Source organism: Brenneria izadpanahii, assembly GCF_017569925.1.
GTDB lineage: Bacteria > Pseudomonadota > Gammaproteobacteria > Enterobacterales > Enterobacteriaceae > Brenneria > Brenneria izadpanahii.
The window spans coordinates 3,055,770-3,073,573 of record NZ_CP050854.1 but is presented as its reverse complement, the minus strand read 5'-3'; the positions used below and the strand labels follow the sequence as shown (position 1 = coordinate 3,073,573).

Sequence of the window (17,804 nt, the reverse complement as noted above, 5' to 3'; positions counted from 1 at the left end):
TGATAATTGATTATTTTCATTTTCCCATCCCTGATTTTATGACGGGGTTATTCCCCCATAATTCCCCCGGTGAAATCCAGACGAAAAAAAACCAACCGTAAAAGGTTGGTTTTCTTGGGGAATTTGGTCGGCACGAGAGGATTTGAACCTCCGACCCCCGACACCCCATGACGGTGCGCTACCAGGCTGCGCTACGTGCCGATGCTATGGGCGCTTATACTACCTTTTATTGTCCTGATTGCAATAGCTAAACTGAACGACTGCTTTAGATTTAGGCAGTTAGTTGGCAATAAAGCGTCTTTCATTCGTTAGCACTTGTAAAAGCAGGGCAAGCTGAGGTTTTTCACTGCTTAATCGACGACCGTTCCGATCGTAGGCACGATAATTTCCATTATTTTCCAAAATAATGATGTTCTCTGGCGTGGTAATCATCAAATCGCCGCCATTGCCATTTGCCAACCAGTTGTTACGCCGCTGGGCGGAAAACAGATCCTCGCCCTGAGAATAATCGTCCGCCGTATTATTAACGTGCAGTAAACGCTGCATCAGCGTGGTCATGACGTCTTTATTATCCGTCATCTTATTAATCGTCTGCGCCGGCGTATCCGGCCAGTGAATAATAAGCGGCGTTTGCCATAGCGAACGGCGGAATACCTCCGCCTGATCGCTGGTGGGCAGGCTTTTTTGCATGGTCGTAACAACGACCACGGTTTTATCCAGTATATTTTTCTCTTGCAGCGTATTGATAATCCGGCTCACCTGGCGATCGATATTCTGGAGATCCGGATTGTCGCGCTGGGTGGAGAGTTTTCCGCTTTTCTCATTTGATAACGCGCTGTTCAGCTCAATATAAGAGAACCAGGGCGCGGTGTTGCTATCGTTATCCACCCATTGTCGCCATTGCGAGGTAATCGCTTCGTCGCTCTGTTCCTGAGGCGCCGGGAGCGAAATGTCAGACAATAACGCCTGTCGATAAAGCGGAGCATCAAAACCATTGGTGGAGAACAGCCCGAATTGATAGCCTTGCTGGCTTAGCGCCGTTATCAGCGCGGAAGGTTTACGGGCGCTCAAAATACCATCCATGTACGTTGTTGAGATCCCATAGAAAAGATTAAACAACCCGGAATTGGGCTGCGTGCCTGAATCATAGTGATCGCTAAAGCGGATATTTTGATCGGCAAAACGCGTCAGGTTCGGCATACCGGTTGGGATGCTATCGAACGGGACGTCATCAATTACGATGACCAGCAGATTATACCCGCTGCCGCTGTCGCGGAATGTAATGTCGTTCAGCGGGTATTCCACCGTCATCGCTTCAGGATTTCCCTGCTGCGCCAGGCGGCGCTGATATTCTTGCGCGTCAAGTAGACCATGTTTTTCCAGAAAGCGGCGCGCGGTCATGGGGTAAGACAAGGGAAGATTGGCCCGCTGCATGGTAATCGGTCGGTAGAAGTTCGCGTCGGCCCAGATGTACATCAGATGCGAGGCGAAAAAAGCCGAAATGAAAACGCCGGCTAAAGGTTTGCCGAAACTGCGGCGGTTAAGGCTTCGCAGCTTCTGCCAACACCAGGTGCCGAACAGCATTTCCACCATAAAGATAAGCGGGATGCCGATAAACATAAGCTGCCAATCGCGGGCAAGTTCACTTTGATCCGGGTTGACGACTAACTCCCAGACGGTGGTGTTGAGGTGAAGGTGAAAACGCGTGAAAACTTCAATATCGACCAGCAGCAACGTTAGCCCGGCGGTCGCCAGCGCTGCGGAAAGAAAACGCAGCAATCGCTGAGACATGACAATAAAGGTCAGCGGGAAAATGATCAGTAGATAAACGGCAAATCCGATAAAGCTGAAATGCCCGAGCCAACTGACCAACGCATAAATTCTGCCGAACAGCGAGGAAGGCCAGTCGACGACAAACAGATAGCGGCTACCCAGCCCCAAACTGAGCAAAATGTTAAACAATGCGAACCAGTGTCCCCAGCTAATCATCTGGGAAACTTTTTCACGGTAGCGCTGACTGTTGGTTACCATAAGTTGGTCAAAAATTAGTGAGCTTTATCTGCTTTTTTAATTGAAGCCTGCAATGCTTCGGCAAAAGAATGCGCCAGAACCTGACGTTGAGCAGGGGCGACGCTGGTATTAATCAGGTTAGTCACCATATTGCCCAGAACCATTAAAGCAAGATCGGTTGGCGCATGATGCTTTTCCAGGACGTTGACCAGATCGGACAGCAGTAGTTCAACGTGTTCGTCACTGTAACGGGATGATTGTGGCATAAAATAGCGTATCTCAAGCTGTTAAAGTCACATATCTTACCGTATAGGCTCGGCCTTTTCCGCACTTTTATCATTTTAGACTGGTTGTGTGTTTACACGCAGTGAAGCGCGGCTTTTGGGTTGCAGGTATATCGGTTCGGTGTTTGAATACGTTCCTTGCCAAAAGGAGAGTTTATCATGAGTCTGGATATCGACCAGATTGCCCTGCATCAGTTAATTAAACGCGACGAGCAAACGCTGGAAATGGTGTTGCGTGATTCTTTGCTGTCGACCAATGCGACAGTGGAAGAAATGATGGCCGAATTGCATCGTATCTATAGCGCCAAGAGTAAAGCTTATGGTCTGTTTAATGAGCAAAGTGAACTGGCGGATGCGCTCAGAGCCTGCCGTAAAGGCGATGAGGGCTTTCTGGAGTTCACGCGCGCGGCCACCGGACGTTTGCGTGATGAATTGGCCAAATATCCCTTTGCCGAAGGCGGCATAGTTTTATTTTGCCAGTACCGTTATCTGGCCGTTGAGTATTTGCTGGTTGCGGTTCTCAATAGCTGTAGCAGTATGCGGGTTAATGAGCAACTCGATATCAGCAGCACGCATTATCTGGACATCAATCATGCGGATATCGTCGCTCGTATTGATTTGACCGAATGGGAAACTAATCCTGAATCAACCCGCTACCTGACCTTTCTGAAAGGGCGGGTAGGGCGTAAGGTTTCTGATTTCTTTATGGATTTCCTGGCGGCTTCTGAAGGGCTGGATACCAAAGCGCAAAACCGCGGTCTGCTGAAAGCCGTTGATGAGTATTGTGATGATGCGCAGTTGGATAAAAGTGAGCGTCAGAGTTACCGTCAACAGGTTTACAGCTATTGCAACGAGCAATTGCAATCGGGCGAGGAAATCGAATTGGCCGCGCTGTCTCAAGAGTTGCCGCCGCTGGGTGAGAAAACATTCCAGCAGTTCTCAGCGGAACAAGGATATGAGCTGGAAGAGAGTTTTCCTGCCGATCGCAGTACGTTACGGCAATTGACCAAATTCGCCGGCAGCGGCGGGGGATCAGTTTGAATTTCGATGCGCTGTTGCTGGGCGAGCGTATTTTTTGGGATCCGTCCACCGATACCTTGACCATAAAAGGCACACCGCCGAATTTACGTGACCAGTTGCAGCGCCGTTTAACCGGCGATAAGTCGTAACATTTATTGATTTGCGGGCCGCCGTTGGCGGTCCAAAACGGCTATCCTGCCGTTTTGTCGAACCCTGGCGAGGCTTCTCAACCGTCCATCACGCATAAAAGAAAACGCCCCTGACTTGCGTCAAGGGCGTTTTCTTTTATATGGCGGTGAGGGAGGGATTCGAACCCTCGATACGTTTTCACGTATACACACTTTCCAGGCGTGCTCCTTCAGCCTCTCGGACACCTCACCGGGGGTTGCCGCGTAAGTGACAACGGGGCGCTACTATAGGCAGTCGCCTTACGACGGTCAAGCAGTATTTGATGGTTTCGGCGCATCTGGTCAAGCATTAAACGCTAATGGGGTAACATGGTCTGCGATAAGGGATAATTACGCCGTCTGCCGTGTGAAACCCATGCGATGAGCATAAAAAAGCCGCAGATCGTAAAACGACCTGCGGCATGTTTTAATATCATTTTTTAGGCCAGCAAACCTTTAATATAACTGCTCAACGCTTCATCTTTGCTGTTGGCGAAGAAGTACTCCTGGAATTTAGGGCCGCTGATGGCGCCTTTCAGCAGTTCCTGATCGATACCCTTCAGGATGGTGATCAGATCTTTGTAGGCAACCGTTTTAACCGCATCCAGAATCTTCTTGTTACGCTGTTCGGAAACAACGCGTTCGCGCGGGTAACCCTGACCGCCTTCGCATTCGAGCAGTTTTTCGAATATATATTGCAGATTCAGCTCAGCTCCCCAGCCAAAGCCTTTGGCGAACGGCAGGGAGATCGCATTACCGTCGTTGATCTGTGCGAACAGATAGCCATCGGAAGGATCAACCACCAGACCGCAGATCACGCCGGGGAAAGAGTTACAGGCCAGCATCGCGCCGGAGCCCGTGCCACAGCCGGTAACGACGTAATCAGCCGCGCCGGAGTTCAGCAGAATGGCCGCCAGAATACCATTCTGTACATAAGTCAGCGGTGCGCTATCGTCAGCGGAATATTGGCCGTAGTTAAAAACGGTGTGGCCCATCGGCTCAACAACTTTGGTCAGGGTTGCAGCTATCAGTTCGTTTTTAGCCGCCTGGCTGTTTTCGTTAATCAGAGCAATTTTCATGTCCGTTCCTTTTTTGTGACGAGCAAATACATTTTTTAAAACTGCATTTCAATTTACTGATTTCAGTATACCGTTTCAAAAATAAAGCGCAAATCGTCACGTCAAAGAATGCGGCATAGCCCATAGAACGGGATGAAAAACGCTTCCAGACTTTTCATTGATATACATAACCTGACAAAAAAACGCCTCTCAGGTTCTACTATAAGGATGGATCGTAAATACCTATAACGCTATTTCCTTGAGGTGATAAATGAATAATTGGATACAACAGATTCAGGGTTTATTGAATTCTGGCAGCCCCAGGCAGGGTAATCATCAAGGCGGCAGCAACGGTAATCTGGGCGATATGTTAAAGCCAGCCGCGCTAGGCGGCCTTGCCGGCGTATTGTTGTCGAATAAATCCGCTAGAAAAATCATGGGGTCATTGGGCAAGAACGCGTTGATTATCGGCGGCAGCGCCGCTGCCGGCGTTGTTTTGTGGAATCAGTACAAGAAACGCGTACGGGATACGCACCAGGACGATCCGCAGTTTGGCGTGCAGTCATCTTCCGATAATGTTCGCGCCCGGCGTCTAATCCAGGCATTGGTATTTGCAGCTAAAAGCGATGGCCATATTGATGCCTCAGAAAAGCAGAGGATTGATGAAAATATCCAACAGTTGCAATTGGGTCATGAAGCTCAGCATTGGGTACAGGACGCCATTGAGCAGCCATTAGATCCAGAACTGTTAGCCAGAGATGTTAAGAATGAAGAGGAAGCGCTGGAGGTTTATTTTCTCAGTTGCGCGGTAATTGATGTCGACCATTTCATGGAGAAAAGTTATCTGGACGCGTTGGCGACATCACTAAAAATCCCCCAGGATGTTCGTCAGTCGATCGCAAATGAGATGAATAACCAAAAGTAAGCGGAGCGCGGTTCTTTGTGCCGGAGGGAGGATGAATCGTGGTTACCGTGGGCGAAAGCCATCTGGTTTTCGCCCACCGGTGAAGTTTAGAAGGAGCTTGTATCTTTAAATAAGCCGACCTTCAGCTCATCGGCAGTATAGATTAAGTGCCCGTCCACCAATACTTCACCGTCTGCGATCCCCATAACCAAACGACGATTAATGACTCGTTTGAAGTGAATGCGATAGGTGACCTTCTTCGCAGTAGGCAATACTTGTCCGGTGAACTTAACTTCGCCTACGCCCAGCGCGCGGCCTTTTCCTTCACCGCCCAGCCAGCCCAGATAGAAGCCGACCAATTGCCACATGGCATCCAGACCAAGGCAGCCGGGCATCACTGGATCGCCGATAAAATGACAACCAAAGAACCACAGCTCAGGGTTGATATCCAGTTCCGCTTCCACATAGCCTTTTCCATGACTGCCGCCGTCTTCAGTCATTTTTACGACCCGGTCCATCATAAGCATATTGGGCGCCGGCAACTGTGGTCCCTGAGGGCCAAATAGTTCACCACGGCTGGAGGCAAGAAGGTCTTCTTTTGTATAGGATTCGCGTTTATCTACCATGTTCTCTGTAAGCCTTGTTTTAGTGAAGCACGCAGGTTAGCGTACAGATGTACGCTGAGCAAGTCTGTTACATCTGGTTAAACCAGTTTGTCTAACGGAAAAACCAGGGAAAGCGTCGCCGCTCCTGCGGATTTAATTGTCCGATACGTTCACGGATTGCCGTCAACAAATTAGGCTGATGAGCATCGTCGTATGCCAAATTTGTCAGTAATGATATTGCTTCCGGCGCTGTTTCCACCGGGAACAGATGGAACCGCTCCTTACGGACAGCAGCAATAACGTCTTCATGCAGACACAAGTGGCGAAGATTTGCCGCCGGCAGAACCACCCCTTGTTGACCGGTTAGACCGCGGCGCCGGCATACCTCAAAGAAGCCCTCAATCTTCTCATTTACCCCACCGATGGGCTGAACGTGGCCGAATTGATCGACAGAACCCGTTACGGCAATTTGCTGATTGATCGGCTGCAAGGCGAGGGCGCTGATTAAGGCGCACAGCTCGGCCAGTGAGGCGCTGTCGCCGTCCACTTCACCGTAAGATTGTTCAAAAACGATAGAAGCGGAAAACGGAAGCTGTTGATCAAGCTCCAGCTCCGATATCAGAAATGCCTGCATGATCATCATACCTTTGGCATGCAGATTTCCGCCAAGTTCCGCTTTGCGTTCGACGTCGGTGAATTCGCCATCGCCAGGGTGAACGACGCAGCTGATGCGCGTTGGTTCCCCAAACATCATAGGGTAGCCAGGATAATCTAGCACTGAGAGCCCATTGACCTGTCCAATAACATAACCATCGGTTTCGATCAGTATCTGGCCCTGTTCAATTTCATCCTGCATGCGTTCGCGCAGATAGCCATCCCTCCAGAGACGAGCTGCGGCGGCGTCGATAAGCGTCTGGGCGGTGATTTCCTGTCTTTGTGCATATAGCGCGGCATATTTAAGCTGTTGGCCCAGCCATAGCGGACATAATGGCAGGAAGCCCTGATCTCCGCTGTAACGTACCGCCTGATTGAAAAACTCAGGCCAAGCATCGGCGGACAGCTTTGGTAAATGATTTCCCAGGCACAGTGAGTTGATGTATGTGCACCAACGCTCCATGTCTTTGACTTCAATAAGCTGTAACTGCGCTTCGAATTCGCCATAAACCGAACGATCGCTTAATTCAGGCTCGATATCATGAATATCCCCTAAACTTTCCCGGTCTCCCAGTATGATTAAGCGCACATCCAGCGGCATTGGCGGGATATCGACGGGGAGCGGGGTTCGCTCATCGGGAGAGATCCAACGATATACTCCTTCGGTAATAATTTGCTTTAGACGTAACCACAGTAATGGTTGAGCCAGTAATGCTCTGGCGGTAAGAATCAAGGTACCGCCATTCACTTTATGGATTAATCCAGGCGTGAGGGTCACTTGCTGCTGAAAATAACGCACGCAGCCAAATAATTGTTCAGGTTCAATCCACTCCTGATAGCCACAGGCGCTCTGCGATGCGAAATTGTCGGTGGATTGTGTTGCTGGCTGAACCCGCACAGCGGAACCTTCAACAATATATTTACTGCCGAACACGCCGTCGGTTTTAGGCCTTATGGCATTCACGGCACGTTCTATCAGCGCCATGTATTCGCTATCCTCCAACGCCTTCAGCAGCATAAAACGCGAGGGTGAACGCGGATGGCAAAACAACGTCAAACTGTCGGCCAAACGCGGCTGAATATCAGCGAATTCAGCGGGGGTAAGTTGTGCGGCCTGGGCGAATAAGGTTTGATAAGGCGTATAGTCGGGCAGTAGGTGCTGCCATGCAAGTCGGTTACTGGTCAAAGTATCAAATGTAGTCGTCTAAAGGAAAAGCGTGATTATACAAGAATAATGCTGGCTGCACATGAGGAGAGTCATATGATAAAAAAAGGTCTTCTCCTAATTAGCTTGTTTTGTGTAAAAATAGTCTTAAAAATAACCAGCGAACGGTGAAAATCAGGGAAAAACTGTTATGCTAATATCAACGTTACACGGTCACTGAAGAAATTAGTATGAAATATCAACAGTTAGAAAATCTTGAGTGCGGATGGAAATGGAAATATCTGGTGAAAAAACACCGTGAAGGCGAGGCTATCACTCGTTTCTTAGAGCTAAGCGAGGCGGAAGAAGCGGTGAATGCGCTACTGCAAATGGAAAACCAGCCGGTAAAGGTCTTGGAATGGATTGACCAATACATGAACCCCGCGCTGGAAAATCGCATGAAACAAACCATTCGGGCTCGGCGTAAACGCCATTTTAACGCGGAGCATCAGCATACCCGTAAAAAATCTATCGATCTGGAGTTTCTGGTCTGGCAGCGTCTGGCCGCATTAGCGCAGCGGCGCGGCAGTACGTTGTCGGACACCATTGTGCAGTTGATTGAAGATGCGGAATATAAAGAAAAATACGCCAGCCAGATGTCATTGCTTAAGCAGGATCTTAAGGCGATTTTGAACAAGGGAAGCAGTTAAGGTATCGGCTGAATTTGCAGTTAACACGATGAGTAGAAAAAGAAAAACCTCGCCGAAACGAGGTTTTTTTGTGGATAAAACTTAAGCCTGAGGCTGAGTTACCACGTCTTTGATGCCTCTAACTTCGATCTCTACGCGACGATCGGGAGCCAGGCAGTCGATCAATGCAGCGCGAGGTCTTACGTTGTCACAGGTAGAACCGGTAACAGGGTTGGATTTACCTTGACCGCGAGCAGAGATCTTGTCTGAAGGGATACCCTTGGAAACCAGGTAATCAACAACAGTCTGAGCACGTTTTTCAGACAGCGCCTGGTTGTACTGTTCGGAACCTAAACGGTCGGTGAAGCCCAGAACCACGACTGAACCGTCTTTCGGGTCGAGAGAGCTCAGCTGAGAGTACAGTTGATCCAGTGATTGCTGGCCTTCTGCTTTCAGAGTGGATTTGTTGAAGTTGAACAGTACGTCAGACTTCAGAGTGAAACGTTTGGTTTCAACTACTGGAGCCGGAGCTGGCGCCGGAGCCGGAGCCGGAGCAACGTAATCGTCCTGACCGAAGCGGTAAGACAAGCCAACGCTCATCAGCATGTTATCAGGACGTGCGCCAACGGTAGATGCGTCACCGATATTGCTAACCCACTGGTAGTCTACGCGAGTAGCCCAGTTTTTGTTGAACGCGTATTCAACACCGACCGCAGCCAGCGGGGAAACGCCGGTGTCATCGTTGTCCAGGTTGCGAGTACCGCCAGCATTGCTATCCGCACGCCAGATCATGCCGCCTAAACGGGTGTAAACGTCCAGGTCAGGCAGTACCGGGTAGCTAAGTTTAGCCGCCAGTTGAACGCCTTGAGCCTTGAAGCTGGCGCTGTCAGTGTTTGACGTTGCTGAGCCGGCGTATTTGATACGGCCCAACCAGTCGTAACCCAGTTCAAAACCCAAATAAGGGTTAGCTTGGTAGCCCAGGAATGCACCAGCGCCTAATTTGCTTTTGATTGGGTTGTTGTTGATACCTTCATAACCGTTTCCGTAGAAACCAGTGTCATGAAATTGGGAAACACCCAGTTTGCCACCGACATACCAGGTGTCATCTTTAGGTGCGGCTTGGGCTACGGTAGCGAAGCCAGCCAGTGCCACTGCAACTGCGATAGCTGTTTTTTTCATTTTACGCCTCATTATCATCCAAATCGGCAATTAACGCGGAAGGTTAATAGACCTTTGGTTAAAATCCTTTAACAGGAGACTTTGCCCTTATTTATTACTCACTGCCAAATATATTGGCGTTATAAAAGAGCAACTCCAGCGAGTCAAAGTCTACAACGTGATGAGAAAGTTACAAGTATGATGTGATTCGTATCATTGATAAATTAACGATTCATACATACTTACTAACAAATAGTAGATGGTTTTGACAGATATCACGGGTTTTCTACTGTAAAAAAACACATCCGAAGAGCTTGATAAAGCTAGCACTACCGGGAAATATTCTGGCTATTCCGCAAATCGGGTGAGAAAATTCTGAATTTACTTAATGATACAATGTTGTGTGAATTTTTAGGCTAGAAAACAGTCTATGTGCGCCATGATTCGTATTTTCTGGTCTCATAATAAAGCCATAGGTGTTTCCCGATTGGGCCGCACGGCGTAATCTTACCTTTTCTTCTTCAGTCAAATCTTCCGGTAACCAGCATAATACCGCACTATAATTTCCTGTCAGCAATGCTTTTTCCATGGCGTCAACCGTGAATAGGGGATTGATGTGATTCAACTGAACGCTTTTATCGAGCGGCAGTCCGGACTGCTGTAGCCATGGACGGCTGAGTTTCTGCTGAGGGGACAGCCAAAGCAACCAGCGTGATTGTGCTCCCAGCTGTTGTAAAAGCGGAAGCAGTAAATGCGCAACTATGGGTTGATCGGCGTTATAAACGATTTCGCTGATAACTCCACCACAGGACGCTGAAGACGTTGTAGCTAATTGGTTACCGGAAAACGGCGACGGTTGAGCGTTGTAAGAACGGCGTGGTTGAGTGCGCATAATGAGGTTCCCCATAGTTTGCTGTATGTATATACAGTATACTTGGCGCGGATGAAAATCAACCTGATTTTTTCAAAGCGCTTCGCATATTCGGCATACAATGCGCAGCAAGCTCATTTTATGTTTGAAGACGCTTTTACCCTGTGATTAATTACTTGCTCCTGTTATGAATATTCCAAGTAGCAGGGATAGATTATTTCAATACTAAGGATCACAGTAATGAAACATTTATGCGAAAAAAGGATTTTGCAGTCTAAGCTTTGTTTTGCATCTTTAGGGGATATAACATCCCGTTCCCAATTTGGTGGTTACAGCATCGCGGCAAATAAAATTATTTTTGGTCTGGTATCGGGCGGCGAACTCTATCTGCGCGCCAGCAAAAAAGATGAACCTCACTTTCGTAGCCGCAACATGCCCAATCTTATTTATACCAAGCGGGGCGTACCGGTTCCGTTGAATTATTATCTTGTCGATGCGTCTCTATGGGGAAACCATACGCAACTATTGCGCCTTGCCAGTATGTCTTTGTCAGGGGCGCAGCAGGATAAAACGGCGAAGAACATGTGTGTGCGTTTAAAGGATTTACCGAATCTCAATCACGATCTGGAGCGTTTACTATGGAAGGTAGGCATAAAGAATATTGACGAATTACAGCAGCATGGCGCCAAAGGCTGTTATCTGAAATTACGGACGATCAGTGCGAATCTGAGCGTTAATATATTACTGGCTCTGGCCGGCGCCATATGCGGCATGCATCAGGCGGCGTTGCCGCATGGTATTCGTAATGAGCTGTTGGAATGGTATGAGAGCAACGTTGTGTCTTCTTTCAAAAGACACAAGCATTGATGCGAATCCTCTCCGCCGACCGGTTATTTTTTATAGTTTAATCATGTCGTTTTTTAATTGAGTAAGTTCGGGCAATAGTTCAATGAGCAAGCCGATCTGCTGAAGAACCAATAGTTCTTTGCTATCCGGCTCTGCTGACAGGGAGTGGATGCGGCTGGTTATCGCGTTCAATCCCTGACTTACTTTCAGTTCTTCTTTTTCCTCATTGCGATGCAGCGCATCTTCAACGTAGTGGACCGCGTCATCCAGTAATTGCAGGATATCAGGCGATGAAATCTTTTCGCGATGAGCGCCCAGTGTGGAAATGTAGCTGAGCAAGGTGTGATTGAGACACATCAGGCGGAAGGCGCTATCCATTTTATCTCGAATGGCGTGCGGTTCCGACGACATATTGGAAACCACCGACGCTAATTCCGCATCGCAATTGTGGGCATCGCGTCGGGCGATACGGTAAGTCAGGCTATTATCTTTGCCCTGATGGTATTGATCCATAATTGCATTCAGGTAGCGGCAATTGGCGTTTAATGTTTTATTGATAACGGCCGGTAGACCGCGGAAACGCCAGTCCGGCCAGATAAAACTGACCGCTATCCAGGCGATGGCGCATCCGAGTAAGGTATCGATTACGCGCGGCGCGGCGACCTCAAAACCCTCGCCCAGCAGATTGAAACACAACAGCACCAGCAGCGTGATGAACATGGTGGCGTGCGCATATTGCACGTGGCGAAAAGCGAAAAACAACACGCCGCTAATCACTATGAGCGTCAATTGTCCTTCAATGGAAGGCACAAAATATAAAATGGGCAGTCCCAGCAAAATCCCCGTCAGTGTGCCTATGACCCGCAGGGCCAGACGACGTCGGGTTGCGTTATAGTTGGGTTGGCAGACGAACAGGCTGGTTAGCAGTATCCAATATCCATGCCGCATGCCTGTAAGCTGAATGAAGGCGTAACCGCAGCAAAGTAATACCGACATCCGGACGGCATGGCGGAACAGCGCCGATTGAGGCGTCAGATGACGACTAATCCGCAAACGAATATCGCTCCAGCCGGTAATTTTGTCATCGGCTAAGGTATTTTCCGGATTGTTTTCCTGCTCGATGGTCTGCTCTGATTCAATGGTTGATAATTGCGCATCGATCGCCCGCAGATTATTCAGTAAGTATTGCAATGCTTTGATTTGCGAAGAATCGGCGCTGTTGCTTTCGGCAATGCGCGTTATTGCCGACTCAAGATGAACGAAAGCATGCTCGATACGGCTATCATGCTGATATTTCTGATGAAATAAAATGGATTGCGCTAGCTGTTGGCAGGAGCGAGCCTGCATTGAAAGCAGCCGTTGAAAACGAAACAGCACATCGCTGTAGCGGAATTTTTCACGTAGCTGCGAATAATTCACATGGGAGGAACTGGCTCGCTCATGAATGTCCTGCGCAACAAAGTAGTAATGCAGCGTACGGCGCGTGCTTCTTTGACCTCGATCGCCTCGCAGACGGGTCAGCAATGACGATTTAGCCTGATTCAGGGTGGCCACCACCTGGCTGTTGACCATGGTGACCTCAATCAACGGCTGATCCGATTCCTCTTCGAGATCCGGATCGAATAGATTGGCTTTGGCGTCAAGATAGCGGGCAAGCTGCTGATAACATTGCGCCAGGTTGTCCTGTAGCGGTCGGATTGGAAAGATCAGATGCCCGAAGAGCGTGAGCAGGTTGTACCATAATGCGCCGATCAGCAACATGACGGGTTGTTGATACCAGGTATCATAAAGCGAGATCCCCAGCATGGTGTATACCGCAATCAGCAGCGCGCCAAAGGCGATAGTGGCATAGCGTTGTCCCAACGCGCCGAGCAAGATGAAGCCCCAGGTAGATAGCGCCAGCCCGATGCCAAACAACCAGGGATAGGGGAATAGCAGTTCTATCGAAACCGATGCAATGAGAAAACAGAACAGCGTGATAAACAGGTTACGCAATCGTCCGGCTAGCCGATCGTCAAGATCGGTTAATGCGGCGGCGACCACGCCCAGCGTAAGCGGAATTGTCGCTGTCGGCTGCCCCAGCCACCAGGGAACGGCTGCCGCACCGGCAAGCGCGATAAATATGCGGATGTTATACAGCCAACTGCTGTTATAAATATAGCGGCGGATCCTGGGGGTGAACGCGAACAACGATATATCCTCTGGCTCTGTTAACGGAAGCGTCGGCGGGCGTTTTCTTCTCTGGCGGCCTGCGCCATCTCAACCGATACCACGCGGCGACCGACCGGCCACAGCGCAATGGCCGCGATTTTAAAATTGGCGATGCCTACGGGAATACCAATGATAGTGATGCATTGCGCAATGCCGGTGATAATGTGCGACAGGCACAGCCACCAGCCGAAGAAAATAAACCAGAATATGTTCAGCACGGCGCCGCCGGCGTTTAATATGGCATTTTTGCCACCCGGGCGTAGCTCATCAACATGAATGGCTTCGTTGCCATAAGGCAGAAAAGACAATTTGGTGATTTCCCAACATGAGCGGGTCAGCGGCAGTGTGAATATCAGCAGTACGCTTACCACCGTAGCAAGGAGCCAGGATAACGTGGTGAAAAAACCTCCCAGCACGAAATTAAGGATATTCAATACGACGCGCATAAATTCTCCAGTGTTTCCAGAACAAGCAAACTCTATGATGATAAAAGAATTATTACATTAACTATCGAGATATCCTAACCTGTTTTTAAGGCTAGAGCGTAAATGCGGATAACAGGTAAACTACGAGGATAGGCGATCGAAATCTCACAATATTCATGGCGCAAATATAATGGAGCTTAAATCAACATCTTTAGGTAAGCATTTGGCGCAGCACCCATATAACCGGGTGAGGCTGCTTAACGCGGGCGTCGAAGTGAGTGGCGATAAACATGAATACATTATCCCGTTCAACCAGCTTTTGAATATTCATTGTAAAAGGGGGCTGGTATGGGGAGAGCTGGAGTTTGAACTCCCGGCTGATAAAGTTGTGCGGCTACACGGCACCGAGTGGCAGGAAACACAAGCGTTTTACCGTTACTTACTCAAGTCCTGGCAATCATGGAGCGAGGAAATGAGCCTGGTGAGCGCTGATGTGCTGCAAAAACAAGCGGACGAAATCCACATGCTGGAACAGCAGGATGACTGGTTTGACCGCAAGGCGTTGGCGCAATTGCAGGAGAATATTTGCGATACGCTGGCGTCCCTTCCGCTGCCTATCGCCCGGCTCGATGCATTTGAGATTTGCCGGGATAACTATCAGCTTTGTCAGCAGTGGCTCGATCGCGGCGCCATACGGCGTACGGAATGCAATCAGAAATGGATGGAGCGCACGCTGGTGGCGCAGCAGGATTTCTTTCAGTCGGTAGAAACGTCGCCGTTGAATGTCGCGCAATGTAAAGCGGTAATCAATGGCGAGGATGCGGTATTGGTGCTGGCCGGGGCTGGCAGCGGTAAAACGTCGGTATTGGTGGCTCGCGCCGCTTGGTTAATGCATCGTGGAGACGCGGTTCCGGAGCAAATTCTGCTGTTGGCGTTTGGGCGTAAGGCGGCGGAAGAAATGAATGAACGTATTCAAGTCCGGTTGCACACGAAAGATATTCAGGCGAAAACCTTTCATGCTCTGGCGTTGCACATTATTGAGCAATGCAGTCGCAAAGCGCCGCAGATCAGCCAGTTGGAAAGCGATGGGAAAAAGCGCCGAGAGTTACTGATAGTAAATTGGCGACAGCAATGCTCGGAGAAGAAAACGCAGGCTAAAGGTTGGCGTCAATGGCTGACGGACGAACTAGGGTGGACTCTTCCCGAAGGCGATTTCTGGCGCGATCAGGCTTTGGCCGATCGTTTGGCGGGACGCCTGGAGCGTTGGATCGGTCTGATGCGCATGCATGGAGGCAGCCAGAATGAAATGGTGGAACAAGCGCCGGAAGATATTCGTCCGTTATTTCAGCAGCGAATCCGGCTGATGGCGCCGCTATTGAAAGCCTGGAAGAAAGCATTGAAAGATGAGAATGCCGTAGATTTTTCCGGCCTGATCCATCAGGCGGTGAATCTGTTGGATAAGGGGCGTTTTATCAGCCCGTGGAAGCACATCCTGGTGGATGAGTTTCAGGACATTTCGCCCCAGCGCGCGGCTCTGTTGTCCGCTTTGCGCAGGCAAAACAGCAGGACATGCTTATTCGCGGTAGGTGATGACTGGCAGGCCATTTATCGCTTCAGCGGGGCTGAGTTATCGCTGACAACGGCTTTTGAACAAAATTTTGGCGTGAGCGAACAGTGTGCGCTGGATACGACTTATCGGTTTAATGAACGCATCGGCGAAGTTGCCAATCAGTTCATTCAACAGAATCCCCATCAACTAAAAAAACCGCTTAATAGTCTGAATAAAGGGGATAAAAAAGCAATAACGATCCTTCCTCAGGAGCAACTGGAGCCTTTGTTGGATAAATTAAGCGGTTTCGTTAAGCCAGACGAACGCATTCTGGTTCTGTCCCGCTATCATCATCTGCGCCCGGCGGTGTTGCAAAAGGCCGCGACAAAATGGCCGAATCTGCATATCGACTTTATGACGGTTCATGCCAGCAAAGGTCAACAGGCAGAATATGTGATTATTGTCGGCATGCATGACGGGAAAGATGGGTTCCCGGCGCCCGCGCGTGAATCCGTTCTTGAACAGGTGCTTTTACCTGAGCCTGAAGATTTTCCTGATGCGGAGGAGCGCCGCTTACTGTATGTCGCATTGACCAGAGCCAAGCATCGGGTGTGGTTATTGCAGGATAGTAAAAATCCTTCGGTCTTTATCGAACAGTTACGTAAGCTGGGTGTGCCATCGCAGCGTAAACCTTGATAAGAAAAGTGGTAAACAGGCTGACGATGCGGCGTCCGCCTGTTTATGACAGAATATGCGAGTGCGGTTACTTCAGACGATCCTTGAGATAACGCTGATAATCAGGGATAGCGATTTCGACGGGATGTTTAAACAGCTCTGAATTAATCAGGAAATCCGCCGTCGAGCGGTTTGTCGCCACCGGGATATTCCAGACGGTGGCCAGCCGTAGCAACGCTTTAACATCCGGATCGTGCGGTACGGCGTTAAGCGGATCCCAAAAGAAGATCATCAAATCTATTTTTCCTTCGGAGATCAAAGCACCAACCTGTTGATCGCCGCCCATCGGCCCGCTCAGCATGCTTTTGACAGGAAGGCCGGTATTCAACTGGATCAAATTACCCGTTGTCCCTGTGGCATAAAGCTTATGTTCGGCAAGTACCTCTTTATTGGTTCCGACCCAATTCAAAAGCGATTGCTTGCAGTGATCGTGCGCGACCAGGGCGATATGTTTATGTGCGGCGATAGTGCGGGTGGTGTACTCCATGGTTACGTCCTTCATCGGTATGGTATAGCTATCGGTGTGGTAAAAAAACAGAGTACTGAACCCCTGTTTCAGTGAAAAGTAATAAAAAGAGAAAATGAGAGCATTCACCAAAAATCTGATGTTATTGCGCTTAAAATCACCACGTTAGCGACTTAGTGGGTATCTTTCCCATGCATCCAGTGAAGAAATAGCTGTTGGGTTTCTTTATCTGCCATTTGAAACCAATACTGCATGATTGAAAATAACGTGCTGGAGGGGGTCGGGTCGTCAAGCGCGTCCGTCACCGGCCACTCTTCCGGCCGGTCGGTTTTCACGGAAGGTTTGGCCGCAGCAAAGCGAGCAACGGACGCATTATGATTTGCCGAGTTATACTCGGATATCTTTTTTTCGATATGATGCGCCAGTTCATCATCGGTAACGTTCAATATATCGATACGGGTGGGAATGATTTGATGATTTCCGTCTATCAACTGGTAATTGGGCTGCTGGTCGAACTTTTTACGTTCCTGTTTTGTTTCCAGTGGCGGCAATTTAAACGAAACCGACGCCAGTTTTTGGGCATCGAATATCGCAATCAATGCAGGGGAGGTGTAGGTTATCTTAGGGTTGGCTGCCGCGCCGGCGGTTTTCACTACTTTAAAAAGAATTTGATGTTGCCCGTTGTCAAGCTCAAGGCTGTCCGCGCCCTTCAGAAGCGAACCTGATACCTTCTGCCCGTCCACCACGATAAGCTCGATGTTCTGATCCAACTTCAGCGTGGTTGCGATGGCCGGCATGCTCATACCCGCAATGAAAAGGCACACAATGGCAAAGCCTGATTTCATTAACATCCCCAAAAGTCAATTGATCCGAGTATTGTTGAGCAATTATCGGAATGTGTCAAAAATTTCAATTTGTAAATCGGCGTTATTTCATATGATGAATGTAATGGAAGGTTTCCCCTTTAATGCTTGATTACACGGTATAAAAATTTTTTAAATCAATATG

Annotated in this window: 15 protein-coding genes, 2 tRNA genes and 1 pseudogene; 5 read left to right on the top strand and 13 right to left on the bottom strand. The window is 49.1% G+C overall.

Going from position 1 to position 17,804, the window contains the following annotated elements:
• Window positions 1-124: 124 nt before the first annotated feature.
• The 3 genes from HC231_RS13790 to HC231_RS13780 all read right to left on the bottom strand — a co-directional run bounded on the left by HC231_RS13790 (window position 125) and on the right by HC231_RS13780 (window position 2,276).
• Window positions 125-201: transfer RNA gene (locus HC231_RS13790), tRNA-Pro, on the bottom strand.
• A 78-nt stretch (window positions 202-279) separates the two neighbouring features.
• A complete protein-coding gene (gene yejM, locus HC231_RS13785) occupies window positions 280-2,031 on the bottom strand; it encodes an LPS biosynthesis-modulating metalloenzyme YejM (RefSeq protein WP_208227195.1) in 1,752 nt (583 codons plus the stop codon).
• Between the two features lie 14 nt (window positions 2,032-2,045).
• Window positions 2,046-2,276 (bottom strand): YejL family protein, encoded by a 231-nt coding sequence (locus HC231_RS13780; protein ID WP_208227194.1) that lies wholly within the window; start codon window positions 2,274-2,276, stop codon window positions 2,046-2,048.
• Between the two features lie 177 nt (window positions 2,277-2,453).
• Between HC231_RS13780 and yejK the strand changes: the two are divergent.
• Window positions 2,454-3,463, top strand: a pseudogene (gene yejK / locus HC231_RS13775) (nucleoid-associated protein YejK).
• Between the two features lie 141 nt (window positions 3,464-3,604).
• Here the strand turns inward: yejK and HC231_RS13770 are convergent.
• Both HC231_RS13770 and HC231_RS13765 read right to left on the bottom strand, forming a co-directional pair.
• Window positions 3,605-3,694 (bottom strand) — tRNA-Ser (locus HC231_RS13770).
• A 227-nt stretch (window positions 3,695-3,921) separates the two neighbouring features.
• The gene (locus tag HC231_RS13765) at window positions 3,922-4,560 is read right to left on the bottom strand and encodes an RpiB/LacA/LacB family sugar-phosphate isomerase (RefSeq protein WP_208227193.1); all 639 of its coding nucleotides are present in this window, start codon (window positions 4,558-4,560) and stop codon (window positions 3,922-3,924) included.
• Between the two features lie 250 nt (window positions 4,561-4,810).
• On the opposite strand from HC231_RS13765, the gene HC231_RS13760 reads away from it, so the two are divergent.
• The gene (locus tag HC231_RS13760; protein ID WP_208227192.1) at window positions 4,811-5,464 is read left to right on the top strand and encodes a tellurite resistance TerB family protein; all 654 of its coding nucleotides are present in this window, start codon (window positions 4,811-4,813) and stop codon (window positions 5,462-5,464) included.
• A gap of 86 nt (window positions 5,465-5,550) precedes the next feature.
• Here HC231_RS13760 and fabA read toward each other — a convergent pair whose 3' ends face one another.
• Window positions 5,551-6,069: a bifunctional 3-hydroxydecanoyl-ACP dehydratase/trans-2-decenoyl-ACP isomerase gene (gene fabA, locus HC231_RS13755; RefSeq protein WP_208227191.1), complete on the bottom strand. Its 519-nt coding sequence runs from the start codon at window positions 6,067-6,069 to the stop codon at window positions 5,551-5,553.
• Window positions 6,070-6,160: 91 nt separating this feature from the next.
• Entirely contained in the window at window positions 6,161-7,888 is a 1,728-nt protein-coding gene (locus tag HC231_RS13750) for an AAA family ATPase (RefSeq protein ID WP_208227190.1), read from the bottom strand.
• Between the two features lie 209 nt (window positions 7,889-8,097).
• On the opposite strand from HC231_RS13750, the gene matP reads away from it, so the two are divergent.
• Entirely contained in the window at window positions 8,098-8,556 is a 459-nt protein-coding gene (gene matP, locus HC231_RS13745; protein ID WP_208227189.1) for a macrodomain Ter protein MatP, read from the top strand.
• 81 nt (window positions 8,557-8,637) lie between these two features.
• Here matP and ompA read toward each other — a convergent pair whose 3' ends face one another.
• Both ompA and sulA read right to left on the bottom strand, forming a co-directional pair.
• Window positions 8,638-9,714, bottom strand: coding sequence for a porin OmpA (ompA, locus tag HC231_RS13740; RefSeq protein WP_208227188.1), 1,077 nt, complete (start codon window positions 9,712-9,714; stop codon window positions 8,638-8,640).
• Window positions 9,715-10,078: 364 nt separating this feature from the next.
• On the bottom strand, window positions 10,079-10,585 hold the full coding sequence (gene sulA, locus HC231_RS13735; protein ID WP_208227187.1) for an SOS-induced cell division inhibitor SulA: 507 nt from the start codon (window positions 10,583-10,585) through the stop codon (window positions 10,079-10,081).
• 219 nt (window positions 10,586-10,804) lie between these two features.
• On the opposite strand from sulA, the gene HC231_RS13730 reads away from it, so the two are divergent.
• Window positions 10,805-11,431, top strand: coding sequence for a TfoX/Sxy family DNA transformation protein (locus tag HC231_RS13730; RefSeq protein ID WP_208227186.1), 627 nt, complete (start codon window positions 10,805-10,807; stop codon window positions 11,429-11,431).
• 30 nt (window positions 11,432-11,461) lie between these two features.
• Here HC231_RS13730 and yccS read toward each other — a convergent pair whose 3' ends face one another.
• Window positions 11,462-13,600, bottom strand: a complete 2,139-nt coding sequence (gene yccS / locus HC231_RS13725) for a YccS family putative transporter (protein ID WP_208227185.1) — start codon at window positions 13,598-13,600, stop codon at window positions 11,462-11,464.
• 20 nt (window positions 13,601-13,620) lie between these two features.
• The gene (locus tag HC231_RS13720) at window positions 13,621-14,067 is read right to left on the bottom strand and encodes a YccF domain-containing protein (protein ID WP_208227184.1); all 447 of its coding nucleotides are present in this window, start codon (window positions 14,065-14,067) and stop codon (window positions 13,621-13,623) included.
• A gap of 169 nt (window positions 14,068-14,236) precedes the next feature.
• Between HC231_RS13720 and helD the strand changes: the two genes are divergently transcribed.
• Window positions 14,237-16,291, top strand: coding sequence for a DNA helicase IV (helD, locus tag HC231_RS13715; RefSeq protein ID WP_208227183.1), 2,055 nt, complete (start codon window positions 14,237-14,239; stop codon window positions 16,289-16,291).
• 67 nt (window positions 16,292-16,358) lie between these two features.
• Here helD and HC231_RS13710 read toward each other — a convergent pair whose 3' ends face one another.
• On the bottom strand, window positions 16,359-16,817 hold the full coding sequence (locus HC231_RS13710; protein WP_208231336.1) for a methylglyoxal synthase: 459 nt from the start codon (window positions 16,815-16,817) through the stop codon (window positions 16,359-16,361).
• A gap of 152 nt (window positions 16,818-16,969) precedes the next feature.
• Window positions 16,970-17,641 carry a DUF2057 family protein gene (locus HC231_RS13705; protein WP_208227182.1) on the bottom strand — a complete coding sequence of 224 codons (672 nt, stop codon included), beginning with the start codon at window positions 17,639-17,641 and terminating at the stop codon, window positions 16,970-16,972.
• Between the last annotated feature and the right edge of the window lie 163 nt (window positions 17,642-17,804).

Excerpts from the sequence above, each read along its gene's own strand:
- yejM (WP_208227195.1), bottom strand. The coding sequence starts at position 2,031 with ATGGTAACCAACAGTCAGCGCTACCGTGAAAAAGTTTCCCAGATGATT.
- HC231_RS13780 (WP_208227194.1), bottom strand. The coding sequence starts at position 2,276 with ATGCCACAATCATCCCGTTACAGTGACGAACACGTTGAACTACTGCTG.
- HC231_RS13765 (WP_208227193.1), bottom strand. The coding sequence starts at position 4,560 with ATGAAAATTGCTCTGATTAACGAAAACAGCCAGGCGGCTAAAAACGAA.
- HC231_RS13760 (WP_208227192.1), top strand. The coding sequence starts at position 4,811 with ATGAATAATTGGATACAACAGATTCAGGGTTTATTGAATTCTGGCAGC.
- fabA (WP_208227191.1), bottom strand. The coding sequence starts at position 6,069 with ATGGTAGATAAACGCGAATCCTATACAAAAGAAGACCTTCTTGCCTCC.
- matP (WP_208227189.1), top strand. The coding sequence starts at position 8,098 with ATGAAATATCAACAGTTAGAAAATCTTGAGTGCGGATGGAAATGGAAA.
- ompA (WP_208227188.1), bottom strand. The coding sequence starts at position 9,714 with ATGAAAAAAACAGCTATCGCAGTTGCAGTGGCACTGGCTGGCTTCGCT.
- sulA (WP_208227187.1), bottom strand. The coding sequence starts at position 10,585 with ATGCGCACTCAACCACGCCGTTCTTACAACGCTCAACCGTCGCCGTTT.
- HC231_RS13730 (WP_208227186.1), top strand. The coding sequence starts at position 10,805 with ATGAAACATTTATGCGAAAAAAGGATTTTGCAGTCTAAGCTTTGTTTT.
- HC231_RS13720 (WP_208227184.1), bottom strand. The coding sequence starts at position 14,067 with ATGCGCGTCGTATTGAATATCCTTAATTTCGTGCTGGGAGGTTTTTTC.
- helD (WP_208227183.1), top strand. The coding sequence starts at position 14,237 with ATGGAGCTTAAATCAACATCTTTAGGTAAGCATTTGGCGCAGCACCCA.
- HC231_RS13710 (WP_208231336.1), bottom strand. The coding sequence starts at position 16,817 with ATGGAGTACACCACCCGCACTATCGCCGCACATAAACATATCGCCCTG.
- HC231_RS13705 (WP_208227182.1), bottom strand. The coding sequence starts at position 17,641 with ATGAAATCAGGCTTTGCCATTGTGTGCCTTTTCATTGCGGGTATGAGC.